The organism is Candidatus Allofournierella excrementigallinarum, from assembly GCF_944388085.1.
GTDB classification, from domain to species: Bacteria; Bacillota; Clostridia; order Oscillospirales; family Ruminococcaceae; genus Allofournierella_A; species Allofournierella_A excrementigallinarum.
The window spans coordinates 37,561-54,800 of the sequence record NZ_CALXHK010000008.1 but is presented as its reverse complement, the minus strand read 5'-3'; the positions used below and the strand labels follow the sequence as shown (position 1 = coordinate 54,800).

Here is a 17,240-nt window from a genome sequence, read left to right as displayed (position 1 = left end):
CACTTCTTCGATGCGGTGGGCGCACCAGCCGGGGATGCGGCTGATGGCGAACAGCGGGGTGTACAGGTCCGGGCCGATGCCCAGCATCTTGTAGATCAGGCCGCTGAACAGGTCCACATTGGCGCACACGGTCTTGTTGCCCTTTTCCTCGGCAAAGACCTGGGGGCCCAGCTTTTCCACCAGGCACAGCAGGTTGAATTCGTCCTCGAAGCCCTTTTCCATGGCCAGGTCCCGGGCCTTCTGGCGCAGGATGACCGCGCGGGGGTCGCTCAAGGTGTAGACCGCGTGGCCCATGCCGTAGATGAGGCCGCTGCCGTCGCCCTCCTGGCGGCGGATGATCTTGCGCAAAAACTCCCGCACCTCGTCCTCGTCGGCGTGGTTTTGCACCCCGGCCTGGATGTGGCCCAGCTGCTCCATCACCTTCAGGTTGGCGCCGCCGTGCTTGGGGCCCTTCAGGCTGCCGATGGCCGCGGCGATGGCGGAATAGGTGTCGGTGCCGGAAGAGGAGAGCACCCGGCAGGTGAAGGCGGAGTTGTTGCCGCCGCCGTGGTCCGCGTGCAGCACAAGGCACAGGTCCAGCAGCTTTGCCTCCTCGTGGGTGAATTTCCGGTCCGCCCGGTAGGTGGCCAGGATGTGCTCGGCGGTGCTCTGGCCGGGGGTGGGCATGTGGAAGAACATGCTCTCATGGTCGTAGATGCGCCGCTTGACCTGCCAGGCGTTCACCATGATGGTGGGCAGCCCGGCGATGAGGCTGATGGACTGCTCCAGCAGGTTCTCCAGGCTCAGGTCCTCGGGGCTCTCGTCGTAGCTGTACATGGCCAGCACGCCCCGGGCCAGCTTGTTCATGATGTTGGGGCTGGGGGCCTTCATGATCATGTCCTCGGCAAAGCCGTCCGGCAGGGCGCGGTGGCTTTCCAGGATCTCGCAGAACTGGGCCAGCTCGCCGGCGGTGGGCAGCGTGCCGAACAGCAGCAGCCAGATGACCTCCTCGAACATGAAGCGGTCCTTCTGATAGGCCTCCTCCACGATCTTTTCCACATTGATGCCCCGGTAGATGAGCTTGCCGGGGATGGGCGCCACCTTGCCGTCGGGGGTCTTGTCGTAGCCCACCACGTCGCAGACGTTGGTCAGCCCCGCCAGCACGCCGGTGCCGTCGGGGTTGCGAAGGCCCCGCTTGACCCCCAGCCGCTCGCTGGTCTCGGGGTCGATGTAGTTATTTTTCAGGTACTCTTCGCATAGATATTTCATGGTCTGGGGCGCAAGCCGCGCCTTTTCCACCGCCATGGCCTTCCTCTCCTTTCAAGCCTGTACTTTCCCATCCGTCCGCGCCGCCCCTCGCGGCCTTTCATCCCTTTAATATATGTTTTTCATATTACACGCTTTGCCCTTAAATTGCAAGGGCGGCAAAAAAGGAGGACGTTATGAAACGCGCGCTGCTTCCCATCGCCCTGTTCGCCCTGCTCACCTACTGCCTGCCGCTGGCGAGCCTTCTGGCGCCGGCGCCGGCCGGCGGCGCCCAAAGCGCCCCTGCCGCCGAAGGGGCCGATGAGGAGGAGGGGCAGAGCCCCGCGGCCCAGTTCCTTGCGCCCGCCACCTCCGGCCGGGAGCAGCAGCCGGCGGGCAGCGCCGCCGACAGCGAGGTCATCCGCCTGTGGGACGCGGGCGCCGGCGAGGTGCTGGAGGTGCCGCTGCTGGAATACCTCATCGGGGCGGCGGCCAGCGAGATGCCCGTCACCTGGCCGGACGAGGCGCTGAAGGCCCAGGCCGTCGCCAGCCACAGCTATGCCCTCTACCAGCGGGACCGGGCCTCGGCGGACAAGCTGGAGGGGGCGTGGTTCTCCGCCGACCCGGCCCGGCGGCAGGGCTACATGACCCGGGAGGTCCTGCAAAGCTACTGGGGCGGCGCCTTTGAGGAGAACTGGGCCCGGCTGGAGAGCCTGTTCACCCCCATCCTGCATCAGGTGCTCACCTATGAGGGCGCGCCCGCCGCCGCCTGCTACCACGCCATCAGCAACGGGCAGACCGAGGCCAGCGAGAACGTGTGGAACGAGGCGCTGCCCTACCTTGCCGGGGTGGACTCCACCCTGGACCTCACCGCCGAGGGCTACGAGCAGACGGTGACCTACACCGCCCAGCAGATGTACGACGCCATCGTGCTGGCGGTGCCGGGGGCTGAGCCGCGGCAGGGCGAGCCGGAAAGCTGGTTCGGCGAGGCCAGCCGCACCGCCGCCGGCTATGTGGACAAGATCGAGTGCGCGGGGGTGTTCGTGCGGGGCGCCGACCTGCGCACGGCCCTGGGGCTGCGCAGCGCCTGCTTTACCATCCAGTACGCCGACGGTGTGTTCTCGGTGACCACCAGGGGCTACGGCCACGGGGTGGGGTTGAGCCAGTACGGCGCCAGCGCCATGGCCCTCACCGGCAGCACCTGCGATGAGATCCTGGCCCACTATTACCCCGGCACCACCCTGGAAACGCTGGGCTGAAAAGAAACAAGCGCCGGGGCGGCTTTTGCCGCCCCGGCGCTTTGCGCGTTCATCGCTCAGTTCTCGTCCAGCAGGAGCTGGTCCACCATGCCGATGAGCATATCCTGCTTGATGTAGTTCAGGCCGTAGGTCTCCACGTAGCTGTCGTAACTGTCGCCCAGCTGTTCCCGGATCTCTTCCTCGGTCACGGCCATGCCTTCCTGCTCGGCAATGGCCTGGCGCAGCAGGCTGAACTTGGCCGCCTCGGGCAGCTGCTCCTCCAGCATGGCCAGGTACTCGTCCTCGCTGCCGTAGCCGGAGAGCATCATCAGGGTGTCCACCGAGATGCCGTAGCTGGCCGCCTGGTTGTTGATGGCTGCCAGCTGCGCCTCGCGCATGTACTCGGAGATGGCCTCGGGCACTTCGGTGATCTCGGCGTTGGCCTCCAGATAGTCCAGCATGTAGTTGTACTTCTTGGAGTTGCGGATGGCGGTGGCGATGCCCTCGTTGGCCTCGGCGGCGGTGGTCCAGCCATAGATGGACTGCATGTTCTCGGCCACGAAGGCGTCGTCCATCTCAGGGTAGAGCAGTTCGTCGCCCTGGATGTAGTTGATGGTGGTGGTGAACACCGCGTCCTTGCCGGCCAGCACCACGGTGTTGCCGTCGGCGTCGGTGGAGTCGTTGTAGTCGTCGGGGAAGGTGACGTTCACGTCAAAGGTCTCGCCGGGCTTGTGGCCGATCAGCTGCTCCAGGAAATCGTCGATGTAGCTGGTCACGCCGATGGTCACGGTGGTGCCGGCGCCACCCGTGTTGCCGCCGGTGAACTCCACGCCGTCCACGCTGCCCACATAGTCGATGTTCACGGTGTCGCCGTCTTCCACGGCGCGGTCGGTGACCTCATCGTAGTAGGCCCACTGGCTCAGCAGGCTCTGGCGGTTGCTCTCGATCTCCTCCTCGGTGGGCTCGATCTCCTCGGCGGGCACCTCCACGCCCTTGTACTCGGGCAGGGTGACGTAGTCCAGCGCGCGGATGTCCTTCCAGAAGCCGTTCTCGTCGATGTATTTGCTGTAGTCGATCTCCACCATCTCGGGCACGTCCTCGGACGCGGCAGAGCCGGAAGTGGAGGCGGAATTGCTGCCGGCAGCGCCGCAGCCCGCCAGCGCGGCGGTCATGGTAAGCGCCAGGGCGGCAGCGCCCAGGCGGATCATCTTGCTCTTCAAGGTGGTATTCCCTCCTGTAATATGGCGGTCTTTGGGCCGCACAGTGTCGGTTTTTATTATAGCACGCAAAGTCAAACCGTCGAGGCTTTTTGGTCAAAAATTCATAATTTCCTCTTTCTTCTAATACTATTTGTAAATCGCTTTATGTTTTATACGCAATTTCGTTTGGCGCAGGCGGGGGAATGGGTTATAATTGAGAAAAACGGAAAGAGGGGTACGGGATGGACTACTACAAGGGATCGCTGGCGCTGCACAAAGCGCACAAAGGCAAGCTGGAAGTGGTGGGCAAGGTGCCGGTGAAGAACCGGGACGACCTTTCCCTGGCCTACACCCCCGGCGTGGCGGAGCCCTGCCGCGCCATCGCCAGGGACCCGGACGCGGTGTATGACTACACCTGCAAGGGCAACATGGTGGCGGTGGTGACCAACGGCACGGCGGTGCTGGGCCTGGGGGACATCGGACCCGAAGCGGCGCTGCCGGTGATGGAGGGCAAGGCGCTGCTGTTCAAGGCCTTCGCCGGGGTGGACGCCTTCCCCATCTGCCTGGGCACGAAAGACCCCGCCGAGGTGGTGCGGGCGGTGGAGCTCATCGCCCCCGGTTTCGGCGGCGTGAACCTGGAGGACATCCGCAGCCCCGAGTGCTTTGAGATCGAGCGCATTTTGCAGGAAAAGCTGGACATCCCCGTCTTCCACGACGACCAGCACGGCACCGCCATCGTGGTGACGGCGGCGCTGCTGAACGCCCTGAAGCTGGTGGGCAAGCGGCTGGAAGCCGTGCGCATCGTGCTCAGCGGCCCCGGCGCGGCGGGCACCGCCATCATCAGGATGCTGCTGGCGGCGGGCGCGGCGGACGTGACCGCCGTGGACGAGCACGGCATCCTGTATGAGGGCCGCCCCGCGGGCCTCGACGGCCACAAGGCGTGGCTTGCCACCGTGACCAACCCCCGCCATCTCACCGGCGGGCTGGCCGAGGCGGCAAAGGGCGCGGACGTGTTCATCGGCGTGTCGGTGCCCGGCGCGCTGAAGAAAGAGATGGCCGCCTCCATGGCCAGGGACGCGGTGGTGTTCGCCATGGCCAACCCCACCCCGGAAATTCTGCCCGACGAGGCCAAAGCCGCCGGCGTGCGGGTGATGGGCACCGGGCGCAGCGACTACCCCAACCAGATCAACAACGTGCTGGCCTTCCCCGGCGTGTTCAAAGGGGCACTGGCGGTGCGGGCGAAGTGCATCAACGACCAGATGAAGGTGGCGGCGGCGAAAGCCATCGCCGGCCTCATCGGCGACGGGGAGCTGAACGAGGACTACATCATCCCCGGCGCCTTTGATGAGCGGGTGGCCCCGGCTGTGGCCGCCGCGGTGGCCGCCGCCGCCAAAGAAAGCGGGGTGGCCCGGCTGTGAGAGAGATCAAGGCCGCGGCCATCGCCGAAGCGGTGGCCGCCCTGTGCATCGAGGCCAACGCCCACCTGCCCGCGGACGTGGAAGCGGCGCTGGCCGCCGCCCGGGCCGCCGAGCCCTGGCCCCTGGCAAAGCACACTCTGGGCCTTCTGGAAAAGAATCTGCAAATGGCGGACCAGTGCGCCCTGCCCATCTGCCAGGACACCGGCATGGCCGTGGTGTTCGCCGAGGTGGGCCAGGAGGTGCACATCGACGGCGATTTTGAGGCCGCGGTGAACGAGGGGGTGCGCCGGGGCTACGGCGAGGGCTACCTGCGCAAGAGCATCGTGGGCGACCCGCTGCGCCGCGTGAACACCGGCGACAACACCCCCGCCGCCCTGCACCTGCGCCTTGTGCCCGGCGGCAGGCTGAAACTGACGGTGGCCCCCAAGGGCTTTGGCAGCGAGAACATGAGCCGCCTTGCCATGCTGCGCCCTGCCGACGGGGTGGAAGGGGTGGAGCGCTTCGTGCTGGAAACGGTGCGGCTGGCGGGCCCGAACCCCTGCCCGCCCATGGTGCTGGGCGTTGGCATCGGCGGCAGCTTCGACGGGGTGGCCCTGCTGGCAAAGCAGGCGCTGCTGCGCCCGCTGAACGAGCCCAACCCGGACGGATACTACGCCGCTTTGGAGAAAAAGCTGCTGGCCGAAGTGAACGAGCTGGGCATCGGGCCCCAGGGCTTTGGCGGAAAGACCACCGCCCTGGGCCTTGCCATCGAGGCAGCCCCCACCCACGTGGCGGGGCTGCCGGTGGCGGTGAATGTGAGCTGCCACGCCACCCGGCGGGCCAGCGCGGAATTGTGAGAGGGAGGGCGCGAAGATGGAACACAGACTGACCACTCCCTGCACCCGCGAGGCGCTGGCCGCCCTGCGTGCGGGGGACACGGTGCTGCTTTCGGGCGCCATCTACACCGCCCGGGACGCGGCCCACAAGCGGATGATGGAATGCCTGGACAAGGGCGAGCCGCTCCCCTTCCCCCTGGAAGGCAGCGCGGTCTATTACGTCGGCCCCACGCCGGAACAGCCCGGCCAGGTCATCGGTTCGGCGGGCCCCACCACCAGCGGGCGGATGGACCCCTACTCCCCCCGGCTCATCGCGCTGGGCCAGCGGGTGATGATCGGCAAAGGCGCCCGGGACAAGGCCGTGAAGGAAGCCCTGCAGAAAGAGGGCGGCGTGTATCTGGCGGCGCTGGGCGGCGCGGGCGCGCTGATGGCCGCCTGCGTGAAGGAACTGGAGGTCATTGCCTGGCCGGACCTGGGCTGCGAGGCAGTGCGTCGGCTGGCGGTGGAGGACATGCCCCTCACCGTGGTGCTGGACCCCGCCGGCGGCGACCTTTATGAAAGCGGCCCGGCGGCCTATCTGGCGGCGCGGTGAGCGGGCGGGGCGGCCCCCGCTTTTGCCGCGGCGCGGCGGCATCCCCCCGCCGCTTTGCCGCTTTAACCCGGTAAAAAATTTGTGCTTGACAAATGCCGCGGGCTGTGGTTTAATGTCAGTAAATCAATGAGGCGGAGATAAAACTGCACAGCGCGCCTACAGAGAGCCCGGAGGCTGGAAACGGGCGGAAAGCGGGGCAGACAAATGGACCGCCGAGAGCAAGGTGAACGGGGCCGGGGCCCTCAGTAGCTGCGCCGGGAGGCTCCCGTTACAGGGCGCAGGGCGTGTTGGCGCCCTCACGAGAGGCCCGCTTTCAAAAGCCGGGCAAGCAAGGTGGCACCGCAGGTTTTTCCAAAGACCTGTCCTTGTAGCAATGCAAGGGCAGGTCTTTTTTTATTTCTTTTCCGAAGGGAGGCGCCGGACATGGCCAAGCTCAGACCCCGCAACCGTTTCTCCACACGATGGCGCCGATGGCAGCCTTTCCGCTGACCGCCATCCGCCCTTTGAGCAAGAAAGAAACGAGGAATATACCATGAAAAAGAATCGCCTTTTCGCCGCCATCACCGCCGCCGCCCTGGCCCTGTCGCTGGCCGCCTGCGGCTCCGCCCCCGCTTCCACCGCCTCCGCCCCCGCTTCCGTCTCCGGCAGCGCCGCCGGCGAGAGCTTCAAGGTGGGCATCGTGCAGTACACCAGCCACTCCAGCCTGGACGAGATCTGCACCGCCATCCAAAGCGAGCTGACCGCCCTCTCCGAGGCCAGTGTCGCCGCCGGCGGCCCCGCCATCGAATTCGAGGTGAAGAACGGCCAGGCGGACGCCGCCACTTTGAACGACATCTGCAAGCTGTTCGTCTCCGACGGGGTGGACCTCATCATCCCCATCGCCACCCCCGCCGCCACCGCCGCGGCCGCCGCGGTGCAGGGCACCGGCATCCCCCTGGTCTACAGCGCGGTGACCGACCCTGTGGGCGCCCAGCTGGCGGACAGCATGGAGGCTCCCGGCCAGAATATGACCGGCACCAGTGATTACATCGACACCAACAAGATTTTGGACCTGGCCCTGGCGGCTGACCCGGACCTTGGGACCCTGGGCCTCATTTATAACCTGGGCGAGCCAAACAGCGTGACCACCATCGGCAACATGAAGCCCGTTCTGGAAGAAAAGGGCATCACCGCAGTGGAGAGCACCGTGACCAATGCCGGCGAAGTGCAGCTGGCCGCCCAGAACCTGCTGGCCCAGGGGGCCGAGGCCATCTTTGTGCCCATCGACAACACCGTGGCCGACGGCATGGCCGTGCTGGCCTCCACCGCCATCGAGGCGGGGGTGCCGGTGTACACCGCGGCGGACAGCATGGTGCGGGACGGCGGCCTTGCCACCACCGGCGTGAATTACACGAAACTCGGCGAACTGACCGCCCAGATGGCGGCAGACGTGCTGAACGGGGCCGACCCCGCCGCCACCCCGGTGCAGGTGCTGAACGACGGCATCACCACCGTGAACACCACCACCGCCGCGGCCCTTGGCATCGACCCGGAGATCTTTGACCTCACCGGCGAGGGCTACATCGCCGTGGAGTGACCGGAAACACAGCGGGCTCCGCCCCCCCTGCCCCCGCGCACCGGATGCGCGAGGCGGGGGCGGGCCCGCCTGTTTGCCGGCGTTTTCCATTTTTTGCTTAAAGGAGCGTTTTTCATGACCGCAATGCTTTTGGAGAGCGCGGTGGAGCAGGGCTTCATCTACGCGCTGGTGGCGCTGGCGCTGTATCTCTCCTACCGGGTGCTGGACATCGCCGACCTCACCACCGACGGCACCTTTGTGCTGGGCAGCGCCGTTTCCGCCGTGTTTTCCGCCGTGGGCAAGCCGGTGCTGGGCCTTGTGCTGGCCTTCTTTGCCGGATGCGCGGCGGGCTTTGTCACCGCTTTTCTCCACACCCGCATGAAGGTGCAGGCCATTCTGGCGGGCATCATCACCATGACCGGCCTTTACACCATCAACCTGTGGACCATGGGCAACCGGGCGGACCTGCCCCTGCTCAAGGCGGACACGGTGTTCACCCGGGCGGCGGCCCTGCTGGGCAGCGACTGGAGCAAGCTCATCGTCTGCGCCGCCATCACCATCGCCGCCGCCGCGGCCATGGCCCTCTTCCTCAAGACCCAGATCGGCCTGTCCATCCGGGCCACCGGCGACAACCGGGACATGGTCTCCGCCTCCTCCATCGACCCTGCCTTCACCATCACCGTGGGCCTGTGCATCGCCAACGGCTGCACCGCCCTCTCCGGCGGCGTACTGGCCCAGTACCAGATGTCCAGCAGCATGAGCCTGGGCACCGGCGTGGTGGTCATCGGCCTGGCCAGCCTCATCATCGGCGAAATGTTCACCCGCCGGGGCGGGGTGTGGCGCGGGGTGGCCGCCGCGGTGCTGGGCTCCATCGTCTACCGGGTGCTGATGGTGTTCGCTCTGCGCACCAGCGCCAATCCCTCCAACCTCAAGCTCATCAGCGCGGCCATCGTGGCGGTGGCCATCAGCTGGCCCGCCCTCACCGCCTGGGTCAGGCTGACAAAGCGCAGGCTGGCCGCCAAAGAAAAGGAGGCGCGCTGAAATGCTCACCCTCACTGGCATCACCAAGACCTTCAACCCCGGCACTCTGAACGAGAAAAAAGCCCTGCGGGGCATCGACCTGCATCTGGATGCAGGGGATTTTGCCGCCATCGTGGGTTCCAACGGCGCGGGCAAGTCCACCTTGTTCAATGCCATCGCCGGCAACTTCTTCACCGACACCGGCCGCATCCTGCTGGACGGGCGGGACATCACCTTTGAAAAGGAGCACCGCCGCAGCCGCGAGATCGGCCGTCTGTTCCAGGACCCTCTGCGGGGCACCGCCCCCCACATGACCATCGAGGAAAACCTGGCGCTGGCTTATCTGCGGGCGTCCAAGGCGGGCTCGGGCTTCTCCCGCGTCTCCGCCGGGGAGCGCTCGCTTTTCCGGGAACGGCTGGCCCAGCTGGGCCTGGGCCTGGAGGACCGGATGAAGCAGCCGGTGGGGCTGCTGTCGGGCGGCCAGCGGCAGGCGCTGACCCTTCTGATGGCCACGCTGGTGACCCCGAAGCTGCTGCTCTTGGACGAGCACACCGCCGCCCTGGACCCGGCCACTGCCGAAAAGGTGCTGGCGCTGACCACCTCCATCGTGGCCGAGCGGAAGCTCACCTGCCTGATGATCACCCACAACATGCACAGCGCCCTTAGCTTGGGCAACCGCACCCTGATGATGGACGACGGGCGCATCGTGCTGGACGTGAAGGGCGGGGAGCGCTCGAAGATGACGGTGGACGACCTGCTGGCCGCCTTTTCCAAAAACGCCGGCCGCGCCATGGAAAACGACCGCATCCTGCTCTCCACCGTGGAGTGAACCGGCCCGGCGCTCATACAATGCAAGAAGGCCCCCGGCCGCGCTGCACGCGCGGGCCGGGGGCCTTCTTTGTTGGCGGAAAAGGTTCAGGAAGCCTGTTTCAGATGGGCTTCAAAGCCGCTGGAGTAGACCACTTCGTTCTCCTCGTTCATCATCCACATGGCCTCCACGTCCTCCAGGCTCTCCACCAGGGCCTGCCCCTCTTCCAGCGGCATGCAGTAAAGGCCGGTGGACAGGCAGTCGGCAAGGCCGGAGTCCGGGGCGAGCACGCTCACCGCCGAATAGTAGTTCGCGGGCATCAAAGTGTCCGGGTCAATGAGGTGGTGATAGCGCACGCCGTCCAGCTCATAGTAGCGCTGGTAGTTGCCACTGGTGACCAGGGACATGTCCTCCACCTCCACCACGGCCACGTACCCGCCCGATTCGGTGGGCACAATGTCGGCGGTGGTGGTCCAGGGGTTCTGGATGCCGCCGGTCCAGCGGGAACGATCGGGCTTGTGGCCGATGCTGCGCAGGTTGCCGCCCACGCTGATGAGGGCGCTTTTCAGGCCCCGCTCCTCGGCGGCCCGGGCCACCATCTCTGCGGCGTAGCCCTTGCCCACGCTGCCCACGTCCAGCTGCATCTCCGGGTCGGCGAAATAGACGGTGGAGGCCTCCTCGTCCAGGATGAGGTCATCAATATTGCAATGCTCTGCGGCAGCCTCCAGTTCCTCCATGGAGGGAACGGCGGCCCGGGCGGGGTCGTCCAGCGCTGCCTCCCGGTAATCGTGCCATATCTTGAGCACCGCGCCAAAGGCCACGTTCATCTTGCCGCCGGTGGTCTCGTGCATGCTTTTGGCCTCGGTCAGAAGGCCCATGATGCGCGCGTCCACCGTCACCGGGGCCTGGCCCGCCTGGGCGTTCACGTCCCGCAGGTTGGTCACCCCGGAGTAGGAATAGTAGATGTCGTACAGCTGATGGTACTCCACAAGGTCGGCGTGGAGAGCCGCCATCTGGCGGTCCCACTCCTCCTGGCTCTCGGCGTAGCCGATGACGGTGGTCACGGTGTCGAACACGTCGAACCAGCTCACAGTGTAGCGCTCGCAGCCGGCCAGTTCCGGATCCTGGGGCGCGGAGGAGGACGCTCCCCCGCCGCCGCAGCCGCTCAGCAGCCCGGCGCACACCGCAAGGCCCAGCACAAAACTCACAACTCGTTTGCCCATGGCTTCTCCTTTTTCAAAGGGCGGCTTTCCGCCGCCGGATGGAAAAAGGGGCCGGGCCTTGCGGCCCAGCCCCGGGGTTCTATCTGTTCTCAGGCAGCTGCCTTCGATCAGGCCATGGCGCGGCCCACCGCGTCGATGAAGGCCACCACGTTCATGGTGCAGGAAGCAGCCAGGTCGGCCACGTCGGGAGCGCTGTGCTCGCCGGTCACGCCGATGGCGCTGACCTCAGCGGCGGTCTTGCCGGTCAGGTAAGCAGCGAAGGCGTTGGCCTGCTCGTTCCACTCCTTGCCGATGGGGCTGGCGGGGCGCATGCCGTAGTCGTCGCCCTGCTCCATCTTGGGAACAATGGTGTCGCCCTGGGCGGTCACAACGCCCTCGGTGGTGACATCCATTTTGGCCTGGGTGCAGTTCAGCAGGGTGCTGGTGATCTTGCCGTCCTTGTCGTAGGTGACAGCGGCGTAGGTGGTGTCGGTCTGGACCAGGCCGGCCTCGTCGGCAGTGGGCAGCTTGGAAGAGCTCATCGCGGTGGACAGGCCCAGGCCCAGGGTATCCTCGGCGGAAGCGCCCAGATCCTGAGCGTTGTTGCAGGCCTCCACGATGGCGGCCTTGATGTCCACCACGTTCATGGTGCAGGAGGCAGCCAGGTCGGCCACATCGGGAGCATTGTGCTCGCCGGTCACGCCGATGGCCTCCACCTCAGCGGCGGTCTTGCCCACCACATAGGCGGCGAAGGCGTCGGCCTGCTCGTTCCACTCCTTGCCGATGGGGCTGGCAGGGGTCATGCCGTAGTCGGTGCCCAGCTCCTGCTTGGACTTGAAGGTCAGGGAGGTGTCGAAGCTGCCGTCGGCGTTCACAGGCACCTTGTTCTGGGCCACGTCGATCTTGCAGGCAACGATCTTGCCGCTCTCGTCCACGGTCACGGCGGCGACGGTGCTGTCCACCTGGGCGTTGCCGGCGGCATCCGCGGTGGCATCCGCGGTGGTGTAGCTGGAAACGATGGCGATACCGGTCTTGACCTTCTTGGCAGAGCCGCCGCAAGCGGTGAAGCTCAGAGCCAGAGCCAGGACCATGACCAAAGCCAAAACTTTTTTCATGTTGTCTTACTCCTCTCAAAAAACGAACATATACATCCATTTGTGCCCATTGAAGGGCGGCATCCCTATTATACCTGTGTGACAGATGTTTGTCAATCTCAATTGGCAGGTAAAAGATGACAGAATGGTTCCAATCCTGCAAATTTTTTCTTATTCGGCGCTTTCCCTCACCGCCCGGTGTTCGGCGTGCAGCTCTTCCAGCAGGGCGGCGAAGGTCCAGTCCCGGTTGGTGGGCGTGACCACCGCCTTGAGAGGGATGCGCACCCCCGCGGCCTTCAGCCCGTCGAGAAAAGCGTCCAGCGCATTGCGGTCCAGCCCCCACAGCACCAGGGCGGGCGTGGGGTCCGCCGCAGCAACAGGCTCCACGCCCCTGCCCGCCCCCGGCAGGCCGCAAAGAGCGGCCACCGTGCGGCCCAGGTCCTGTTCTTCCACGGCGCGCAGGCGCACCCCGGCCCCGGCGCAGACTTTTTCCAGCCCGCTGCCCTGCGGCGCCTTCCAGGCAAGCGCGGCGGCAGGCGGCAGCGCGGCGATGTGTGCTTTCATATTTATATTCCCTCCCAAAGGGCGCGGCGGGCGGCCTTCAAAAACGTTTTGGCCGCCGCGGCGCATGCCCGTCTCTTTAGATACCATACTATAAGGGGATGATACCATATTTTTGTCCCCGCTGGCAACGCGCCCGCCCCGTTTATAAATTTTTTGTGAAAACCCTTGACATTCCATCGCGCCTGGAATACAATATTAGCAGTCGAGGCACGAGAGTGCTAAAACTAAGAATCCTTCCAAGTTGGACCGCTTTCACAAAGGGGGACGGACTGTATGAATACAAACAAGTATACCCAAAAAACGCTGGAGGCGCTGCAAAGCGCCCAGCAGCTGGCCATTGAGTACCAAAACCAGGCGCTGGAGCCCGAGCACCTTCTGGCCGCGACTGCCAGCCAGCAGGACGGGCTCATCCCGCAGCTGCTGATGAAGCTGGGCGTGGAGCCGGGCAATTTTGCCGCGGCTGCCGCCCAGAAGGTGGCGGCCCTGCCCCATGTGACGGGCTCGGGCCGCGAGCCGGGCAAGATCTATATCTCAGCGGCCACCGACAGGGTGCTCGCCGCCGCCGAGCGCACCGCCGAAAGCATGAAGGACGAATACGTCAGCGTGGAGCACCTGTTCCTGGCGCTGATCGAACAGCCCAATGAGGCGGTGCGGCAGGTGCTGCGCAGCTTCGGCATCGACAAGAACCGCTTCCTGGAGCAGCTTGCCACCGTGCGGGGCAGCCAGCGGGTGACCAGCGACCACCCGGAGGAGACCTACGATGCGCTGAAAAAGTACGGCCAGGACCTGGTGGAGCTGGCCCGCCAGCAGAAGCTTGACCCGGTGATCGGCCGTGACACCGAAATTCGGAACGTCATCCGCATTTTGTCCCGCAAGCGCAAGAACAACCCCTGCCTCATCGGCGAGGCGGGCGTGGGCAAGACCGCCATCGCCGAGGGCCTGGCCCAGCGCATCGTGCGGGGGGACGTGCCGGAAAACCTGAAAAACCGCACCATCTTCAGCCTGGACATGGGCGCGCTGGTGGCGGGCGCAAAATACCGGGGCGAGTTTGAGGAACGGCTCAAGAGCGTTCTTAACGAGGTGAAAAAGAGCGAAGGGCAGATCATCCTGTTCATCGATGAGCTCCACACCATCGTGGGCGCGGGCAAATCCGACGGCGCCATGGACGCGGGCAACCTGCTCAAGCCTCTGCTGGCCCGGGGCGAGCTGCACTGCATCGGCGCCACCACCCTGGACGAGTACCGCCAGTACATTGAGAAGGACCCGGCCCTGGAGCGCCGGTTCCAGCCGGTGCAGGTGGACCAGCCCACGGTGGAGGACACCATCTCCATCCTGCGGGGCCTGAAGGAGCGCTATGAGGTGTTCCACGGCGTGAAGATCCAGGACAGCGCCCTGATTGCCGCGGCCACTTTGTCCAACCGGTACATCACCGACCGTTTCCTGCCGGACAAGGCCATCGACCTGGTGGACGAGGCCTGCGCCATGATCCGCACCGAGATGGACTCCATGCCCTCGGAGCTGGACGATCTGCGCCGCAAGATCATGCAGCACGAAATCGAGGAGGCCGCCCTGAAGAAGGAGACCGACGCGCTGAGCGCCCAGCGGCTGGCGGCGCTGCAAAAGGAGCTGGCCGAGATGCGCGCGAAGTTCAGCGCCATGAAGGCCCAGTGGGACAACGAGAAGTCCAGCATCGGCAGCGTGCAGAGCCTGCGTGAGGAGATCGAAAAGACCAACGCGGCCATCGAGAAGGCCGAGCGGGAGTACGACCTGAACAAGGCCGCCGAATTGAAGTACGGTAAGCTGCCGGAGCTGAAGAAACAGCTGGCGGAGCAGGAGAAGAAGGCGGAGGCCGCGGGCGAAAAGCAGGACAACCTGCTGCGCGACCGGGTCACCGACGAGGAGATCGCCCGCATCGTGGCCCGCTGGACCGGCATCCCCGTGGAGAAGCTGGTGGAGGGCGAGCGTGAGAAGCTGCTGGGCCTGGAGGACATCCTGCACAAGCGGGTCATCGGCCAGGACGAGGCGGTGCAGAAGGTCACCGAGGCCATCCTGCGCAGCCGGGCCGGCATTGCGGACCCGAACCGCCCCATCGGCAGCTTTTTGTTCCTGGGCCCCACCGGCGTGGGCAAGACCGAGCTGGCCAAGGCCCTGGCCCAGGCCCTGTTCGATGACGAGAAGAACATGATCCGCATCGACATGACCGAGTATATGGAGAAGTTCAGCGTCAGCCGCCTCATCGGCGCCCCTCCGGGATACGTGGGCTATGAGGAGGGCGGCCAGCTGACCGAGGCGGTGCGCCGCCATCCCTACAGTGTGGTGCTCTTCGACGAGGTGGAGAAAGCCCACCCCGACGTGTTCAACATCCTTTTGCAGGTGCTGGACGACGGCCGCATCACCGACAGCCAGGGTCGTGTGGTGGACTTCAAGAACACCATCATCATCCTCACCAGCAACCTGGGCAGCCAGTATATCCTGGACGGCATCGGCCCGGACGGCTCCATCAGCGCCGAGGCCCGCACCGCGGTGGAGGGCCTGCTCAAGACCCAGTTCCGGCCGGAGTTCTTGAACCGGCTGGACGAAATAGTCTTCTACAAGCCCCTGACCCGGGAGGAAATTGGCGGCATCGTGGAGCTGCAGCTGGCCGACCTGCGCCAGCGTCTGGCCGAAAAGCAGCTGGGTCTCGCGGTGACCGACGCGGCCAGGGCCTTCATCATCGACGCGGGCTACGACCCCGTCTATGGCGCCCGGCCGCTGAAGCGGTTCATCCAGAGCAAGGTGGAGACCCTCATCGCCCGCCAGATCATCGGCGGCGGCCACAACGCCGGCGACACCCTGACGGTGGACGTGGAAAACGGCCAGCTGGTGCTGCGCTGACAGTTTTGAACAAAGAACGGCCCGCCCCGTGGAATACACGGGGCGGGCCGCTTTTTTGTTTTCAGCCGTTGTGCCGGTAGAGGGTGTAGCCGGCGAATTCATAAAATTCCGCCCTGCTGCTCACGGCGGTGTACTCCCGGGCGATGAGGTCCGCCACGTCGGCGTTGGTCACATTGCCCACCACCAGCCAGGCCGGCGGGTCCGCCGCGAGGCGCTGCGCCTGTTCGGCGGCCATCTCCGGGTCGGCGGCGCTCTGCCACTCCTGGTGGATGAAGTAGTTCTGAGCCGGGCGGATGTCGGCGGCAAGATACCATTGGGCGTCCACCTCCCAGGCCAGCACCGAGTCCCGCTCATCGGCGGGGATGACCGCCGCCATGCTGCGGGCGATGTTGTTGTAGTCCGCCGTTTCGCCGGGCCAGCGGGCCATGAAGTTGTCCCGCTGCCAGCCGGGCAGCCGCGCCGCCAGGCTCACGAGATACGCCCCCGCCAGCACCAGCGCCAGCCGGCCGGCGGCGCGCTTGCCGGCGGCTTTGCCCTCCGTCCACAGCTTCCACGCCATGCCCAGCGCCAGGGGCACCAGCGGCGCGGCGATCATGAAGTAGTGCAGGTAGGGCCGGTTGGAAAAGAGCAGATACATGTTCAGCCCGGCGGTGAGCAGCGCCGCCCAGCCCAGGGGCCGCCGGGGCGCCCGCAGGATGCACAGCAGCGCCAGCGCCGCCAGCAGCAGCACCGGGGCGCCGAAGTCGAACACCGTGCGCCGGAAGGTGGCGGAGGCCCAGGGAGAGCCGCCGTAGTAATCGGTGAGGGAAAATTCAGCGGCGTAGAGCAGGTTGTAGCCGATGGTGCCGTAGAGCATCTGCCCCAGCGCGCCGTGCAGCGCGAAATAGACGCAGAAGGGCGCGGTGACGGCGGCAAATCCCCCCAGGAAGGCGGCGGCGTTTTTGCCCAGCGCGGCCCACTGCCGTTTGAACAGGGTGTAAAGGGCGATGACCAGCACGAAGCAGCAGATGCTCACCGCGCTGGTGACCCGCAGCAGCAGGATGGCCCCGAAGGAGAGGCCGTAGACCGCCGCGTACCGCCAGGGGTGGGGCGCGTCCGGGTCGTTTTTCCGCCTTTCGCACCAGCTTGCGGCCAGCCACAGGCTGGCGGCGATAAAGGGCAGGGCGTACTCCTCGGTCATGTTGCCCTCGTCAAAGGTGCGGGCCAGATACACCAGCGCCGCCCCCGCCGCAAACGCCGCCCCCGGCCGGGGCAGATACACCCGCCCCAGTTTGTAGAAGAAAAAGAGGGCGGCGGCAAGGCTCACCGTCTGGGGCACCAGGATGCCCGCCCGGCCATGGAACCAGTAGCCCACCATGTCGATGAAGAAGATCAGCGGCCCCTTGTGGTCAAAGAGGTCCCGGTAGGGCACAGACCCCTGGGCCCAGTATTTGCCGATGGTCTGGAAGATGGCGGAATCGTAGCCGCAGTAGCCCGGCCAGAGGAAACTGGTGGAATAGGAAAAGCGCAGAAGGAAGGCCGCCGAAACGCCCAGCAGGCCCACGGCGGCCGCCGCGTACGCCCAGCGTTTTTTCAGCCTGCTCATCCGCCGTTCCCCCTTTCCGTTTTTGATAACAGAAACAGCGTACCACAAAACC

The 17,240-nt window shown here is 65.7% G+C and carries 14 protein-coding genes; 8 read left to right on the top strand and 6 right to left on the bottom strand.

The annotated features are described in order from the left end of the window. The coding region (locus tag ACH2AT_RS02810) for a citrate synthase (protein WP_394963422.1) at positions 1-1,284 on the bottom strand (1,284 nt) is incomplete at its 3' end. A gap of 137 nt (positions 1,285-1,421) precedes the next feature. Between ACH2AT_RS02810 and spoIID the strand changes: the two genes are divergently transcribed. Beyond that, positions 1,422-2,483: a stage II sporulation protein D gene (gene spoIID, locus ACH2AT_RS02805; RefSeq protein ID WP_394963420.1), complete on the top strand. Its 1,062-nt coding sequence runs from the start codon at positions 1,422-1,424 to the stop codon at positions 2,481-2,483. Positions 2,484-2,539: 56 nt separating this feature from the next. On the opposite strand, the gene ACH2AT_RS02800 is transcribed toward spoIID, so the two are convergent. Further along, positions 2,540-3,682: an FKBP-type peptidyl-prolyl cis-trans isomerase gene (locus ACH2AT_RS02800; protein ID WP_394963418.1), complete on the bottom strand. Its 1,143-nt coding sequence runs from the start codon at positions 3,680-3,682 to the stop codon at positions 2,540-2,542. A gap of 221 nt (positions 3,683-3,903) precedes the next feature. On the opposite strand from ACH2AT_RS02800, the gene ACH2AT_RS02795 reads away from it, so the two are divergent. From ACH2AT_RS02795 to ACH2AT_RS02770, 6 genes are all read left to right on the top strand, one after another. Further along, positions 3,904-5,079, top strand: coding sequence for an NADP-dependent malic enzyme (locus ACH2AT_RS02795; RefSeq protein WP_394963416.1), 1,176 nt, complete (start codon positions 3,904-3,906; stop codon positions 5,077-5,079). Beyond that, positions 5,076-5,915 carry a fumarate hydratase gene (locus tag ACH2AT_RS02790; protein ID WP_394963414.1) on the top strand — a complete coding sequence of 280 codons (840 nt, stop codon included), beginning with the start codon at positions 5,076-5,078 and terminating at the stop codon, positions 5,913-5,915. The genes ACH2AT_RS02795 and ACH2AT_RS02790 overlap by 4 nt, the downstream gene beginning before the upstream one ends. Positions 5,916-5,931: 16 nt before the next feature. Further along, complete coding sequence (locus tag ACH2AT_RS02785; RefSeq protein WP_394963412.1) at positions 5,932-6,486, top strand: Fe-S-containing hydro-lyase; 555 nt, start codon at positions 5,932-5,934, stop codon at positions 6,484-6,486. Positions 6,487-7,018: 532 nt separating this feature from the next. Next, positions 7,019-8,062, top strand: coding sequence for an ABC transporter substrate-binding protein (locus tag ACH2AT_RS02780; protein WP_394963410.1), 1,044 nt, complete (start codon positions 7,019-7,021; stop codon positions 8,060-8,062). A gap of 114 nt (positions 8,063-8,176) precedes the next feature. Continuing rightward, complete coding sequence (locus ACH2AT_RS02775; protein WP_394963408.1) at positions 8,177-9,082, top strand: ABC transporter permease; 906 nt, start codon at positions 8,177-8,179, stop codon at positions 9,080-9,082. Position 9,083: 1 nt separating this feature from the next. Then, entirely contained in the window at positions 9,084-9,890 is an 807-nt protein-coding gene (locus ACH2AT_RS02770; protein ID WP_394963406.1) for an ABC transporter ATP-binding protein, read from the top strand. An 86-nt stretch (positions 9,891-9,976) separates the two neighbouring features. Here ACH2AT_RS02770 and ACH2AT_RS02765 read toward each other — a convergent pair whose 3' ends face one another. The 3 genes from ACH2AT_RS02765 to ACH2AT_RS02755 all read right to left on the bottom strand — a co-directional run bounded on the left by ACH2AT_RS02765 (position 9,977) and on the right by ACH2AT_RS02755 (position 12,729). Beyond that, the gene (locus ACH2AT_RS02765; RefSeq protein WP_394963404.1) at positions 9,977-11,092 is read right to left on the bottom strand and encodes an FAD:protein FMN transferase; all 1,116 of its coding nucleotides are present in this window, start codon (positions 11,090-11,092) and stop codon (positions 9,977-9,979) included. Between the two features lie 107 nt (positions 11,093-11,199). Next, complete coding sequence (locus ACH2AT_RS02760) at positions 11,200-12,186, bottom strand: hypothetical protein (protein WP_394963402.1); 987 nt, start codon at positions 12,184-12,186, stop codon at positions 11,200-11,202. A 150-nt stretch (positions 12,187-12,336) separates the two neighbouring features. Next, complete coding sequence (locus ACH2AT_RS02755; protein ID WP_394963400.1) at positions 12,337-12,729, bottom strand: DUF3783 domain-containing protein; 393 nt, start codon at positions 12,727-12,729, stop codon at positions 12,337-12,339. A 273-nt stretch (positions 12,730-13,002) separates the two neighbouring features. Between ACH2AT_RS02755 and clpB the strand changes: the two genes are divergently transcribed. Further along, positions 13,003-15,603, top strand: a complete 2,601-nt coding sequence (clpB, locus tag ACH2AT_RS02750; RefSeq protein ID WP_394963398.1) for an ATP-dependent chaperone ClpB — start codon at positions 13,003-13,005, stop codon at positions 15,601-15,603. Positions 15,604-15,664: 61 nt separating this feature from the next. Here clpB and ACH2AT_RS02745 read toward each other — a convergent pair whose 3' ends face one another. Then, entirely contained in the window at positions 15,665-17,188 is a 1,524-nt protein-coding gene (locus ACH2AT_RS02745) for a hypothetical protein (protein WP_394963397.1), read from the bottom strand. Positions 17,189-17,240: the final 52 nt, after the last annotated feature.

Bases quoted from the DNA above. Each gene is read 5' to 3' on its own strand.
- clpB (WP_394963398.1), top strand. From the start codon at position 13,003: ATGAATACAAACAAGTATACCCAAAAAACGCTGGAGGCGCTGCAAAGC.
- ACH2AT_RS02780 (WP_394963410.1), top strand. From the start codon at position 7,019: ATGAAAAAGAATCGCCTTTTCGCCGCCATCACCGCCGCCGCCCTGGCC.
- spoIID (WP_394963420.1), top strand. From the start codon at position 1,422: ATGAAACGCGCGCTGCTTCCCATCGCCCTGTTCGCCCTGCTCACCTAC.
- ACH2AT_RS02755 (WP_394963400.1), bottom strand. From the start codon at position 12,729: ATGAAAGCACACATCGCCGCGCTGCCGCCTGCCGCCGCGCTTGCCTGG.
- ACH2AT_RS02770 (WP_394963406.1), top strand. From the start codon at position 9,084: ATGCTCACCCTCACTGGCATCACCAAGACCTTCAACCCCGGCACTCTG.
- ACH2AT_RS02745 (WP_394963397.1), bottom strand. From the start codon at position 17,188: ATGAGCAGGCTGAAAAAACGCTGGGCGTACGCGGCGGCCGCCGTGGGC.
- ACH2AT_RS02760 (WP_394963402.1), bottom strand. From the start codon at position 12,186: ATGAAAAAAGTTTTGGCTTTGGTCATGGTCCTGGCTCTGGCTCTGAGC.
- ACH2AT_RS02795 (WP_394963416.1), top strand. From the start codon at position 3,904: ATGGACTACTACAAGGGATCGCTGGCGCTGCACAAAGCGCACAAAGGC.
- ACH2AT_RS02775 (WP_394963408.1), top strand. From the start codon at position 8,177: ATGACCGCAATGCTTTTGGAGAGCGCGGTGGAGCAGGGCTTCATCTAC.
- ACH2AT_RS02785 (WP_394963412.1), top strand. From the start codon at position 5,932: ATGGAACACAGACTGACCACTCCCTGCACCCGCGAGGCGCTGGCCGCC.
- ACH2AT_RS02765 (WP_394963404.1), bottom strand. From the start codon at position 11,092: ATGGGCAAACGAGTTGTGAGTTTTGTGCTGGGCCTTGCGGTGTGCGCC.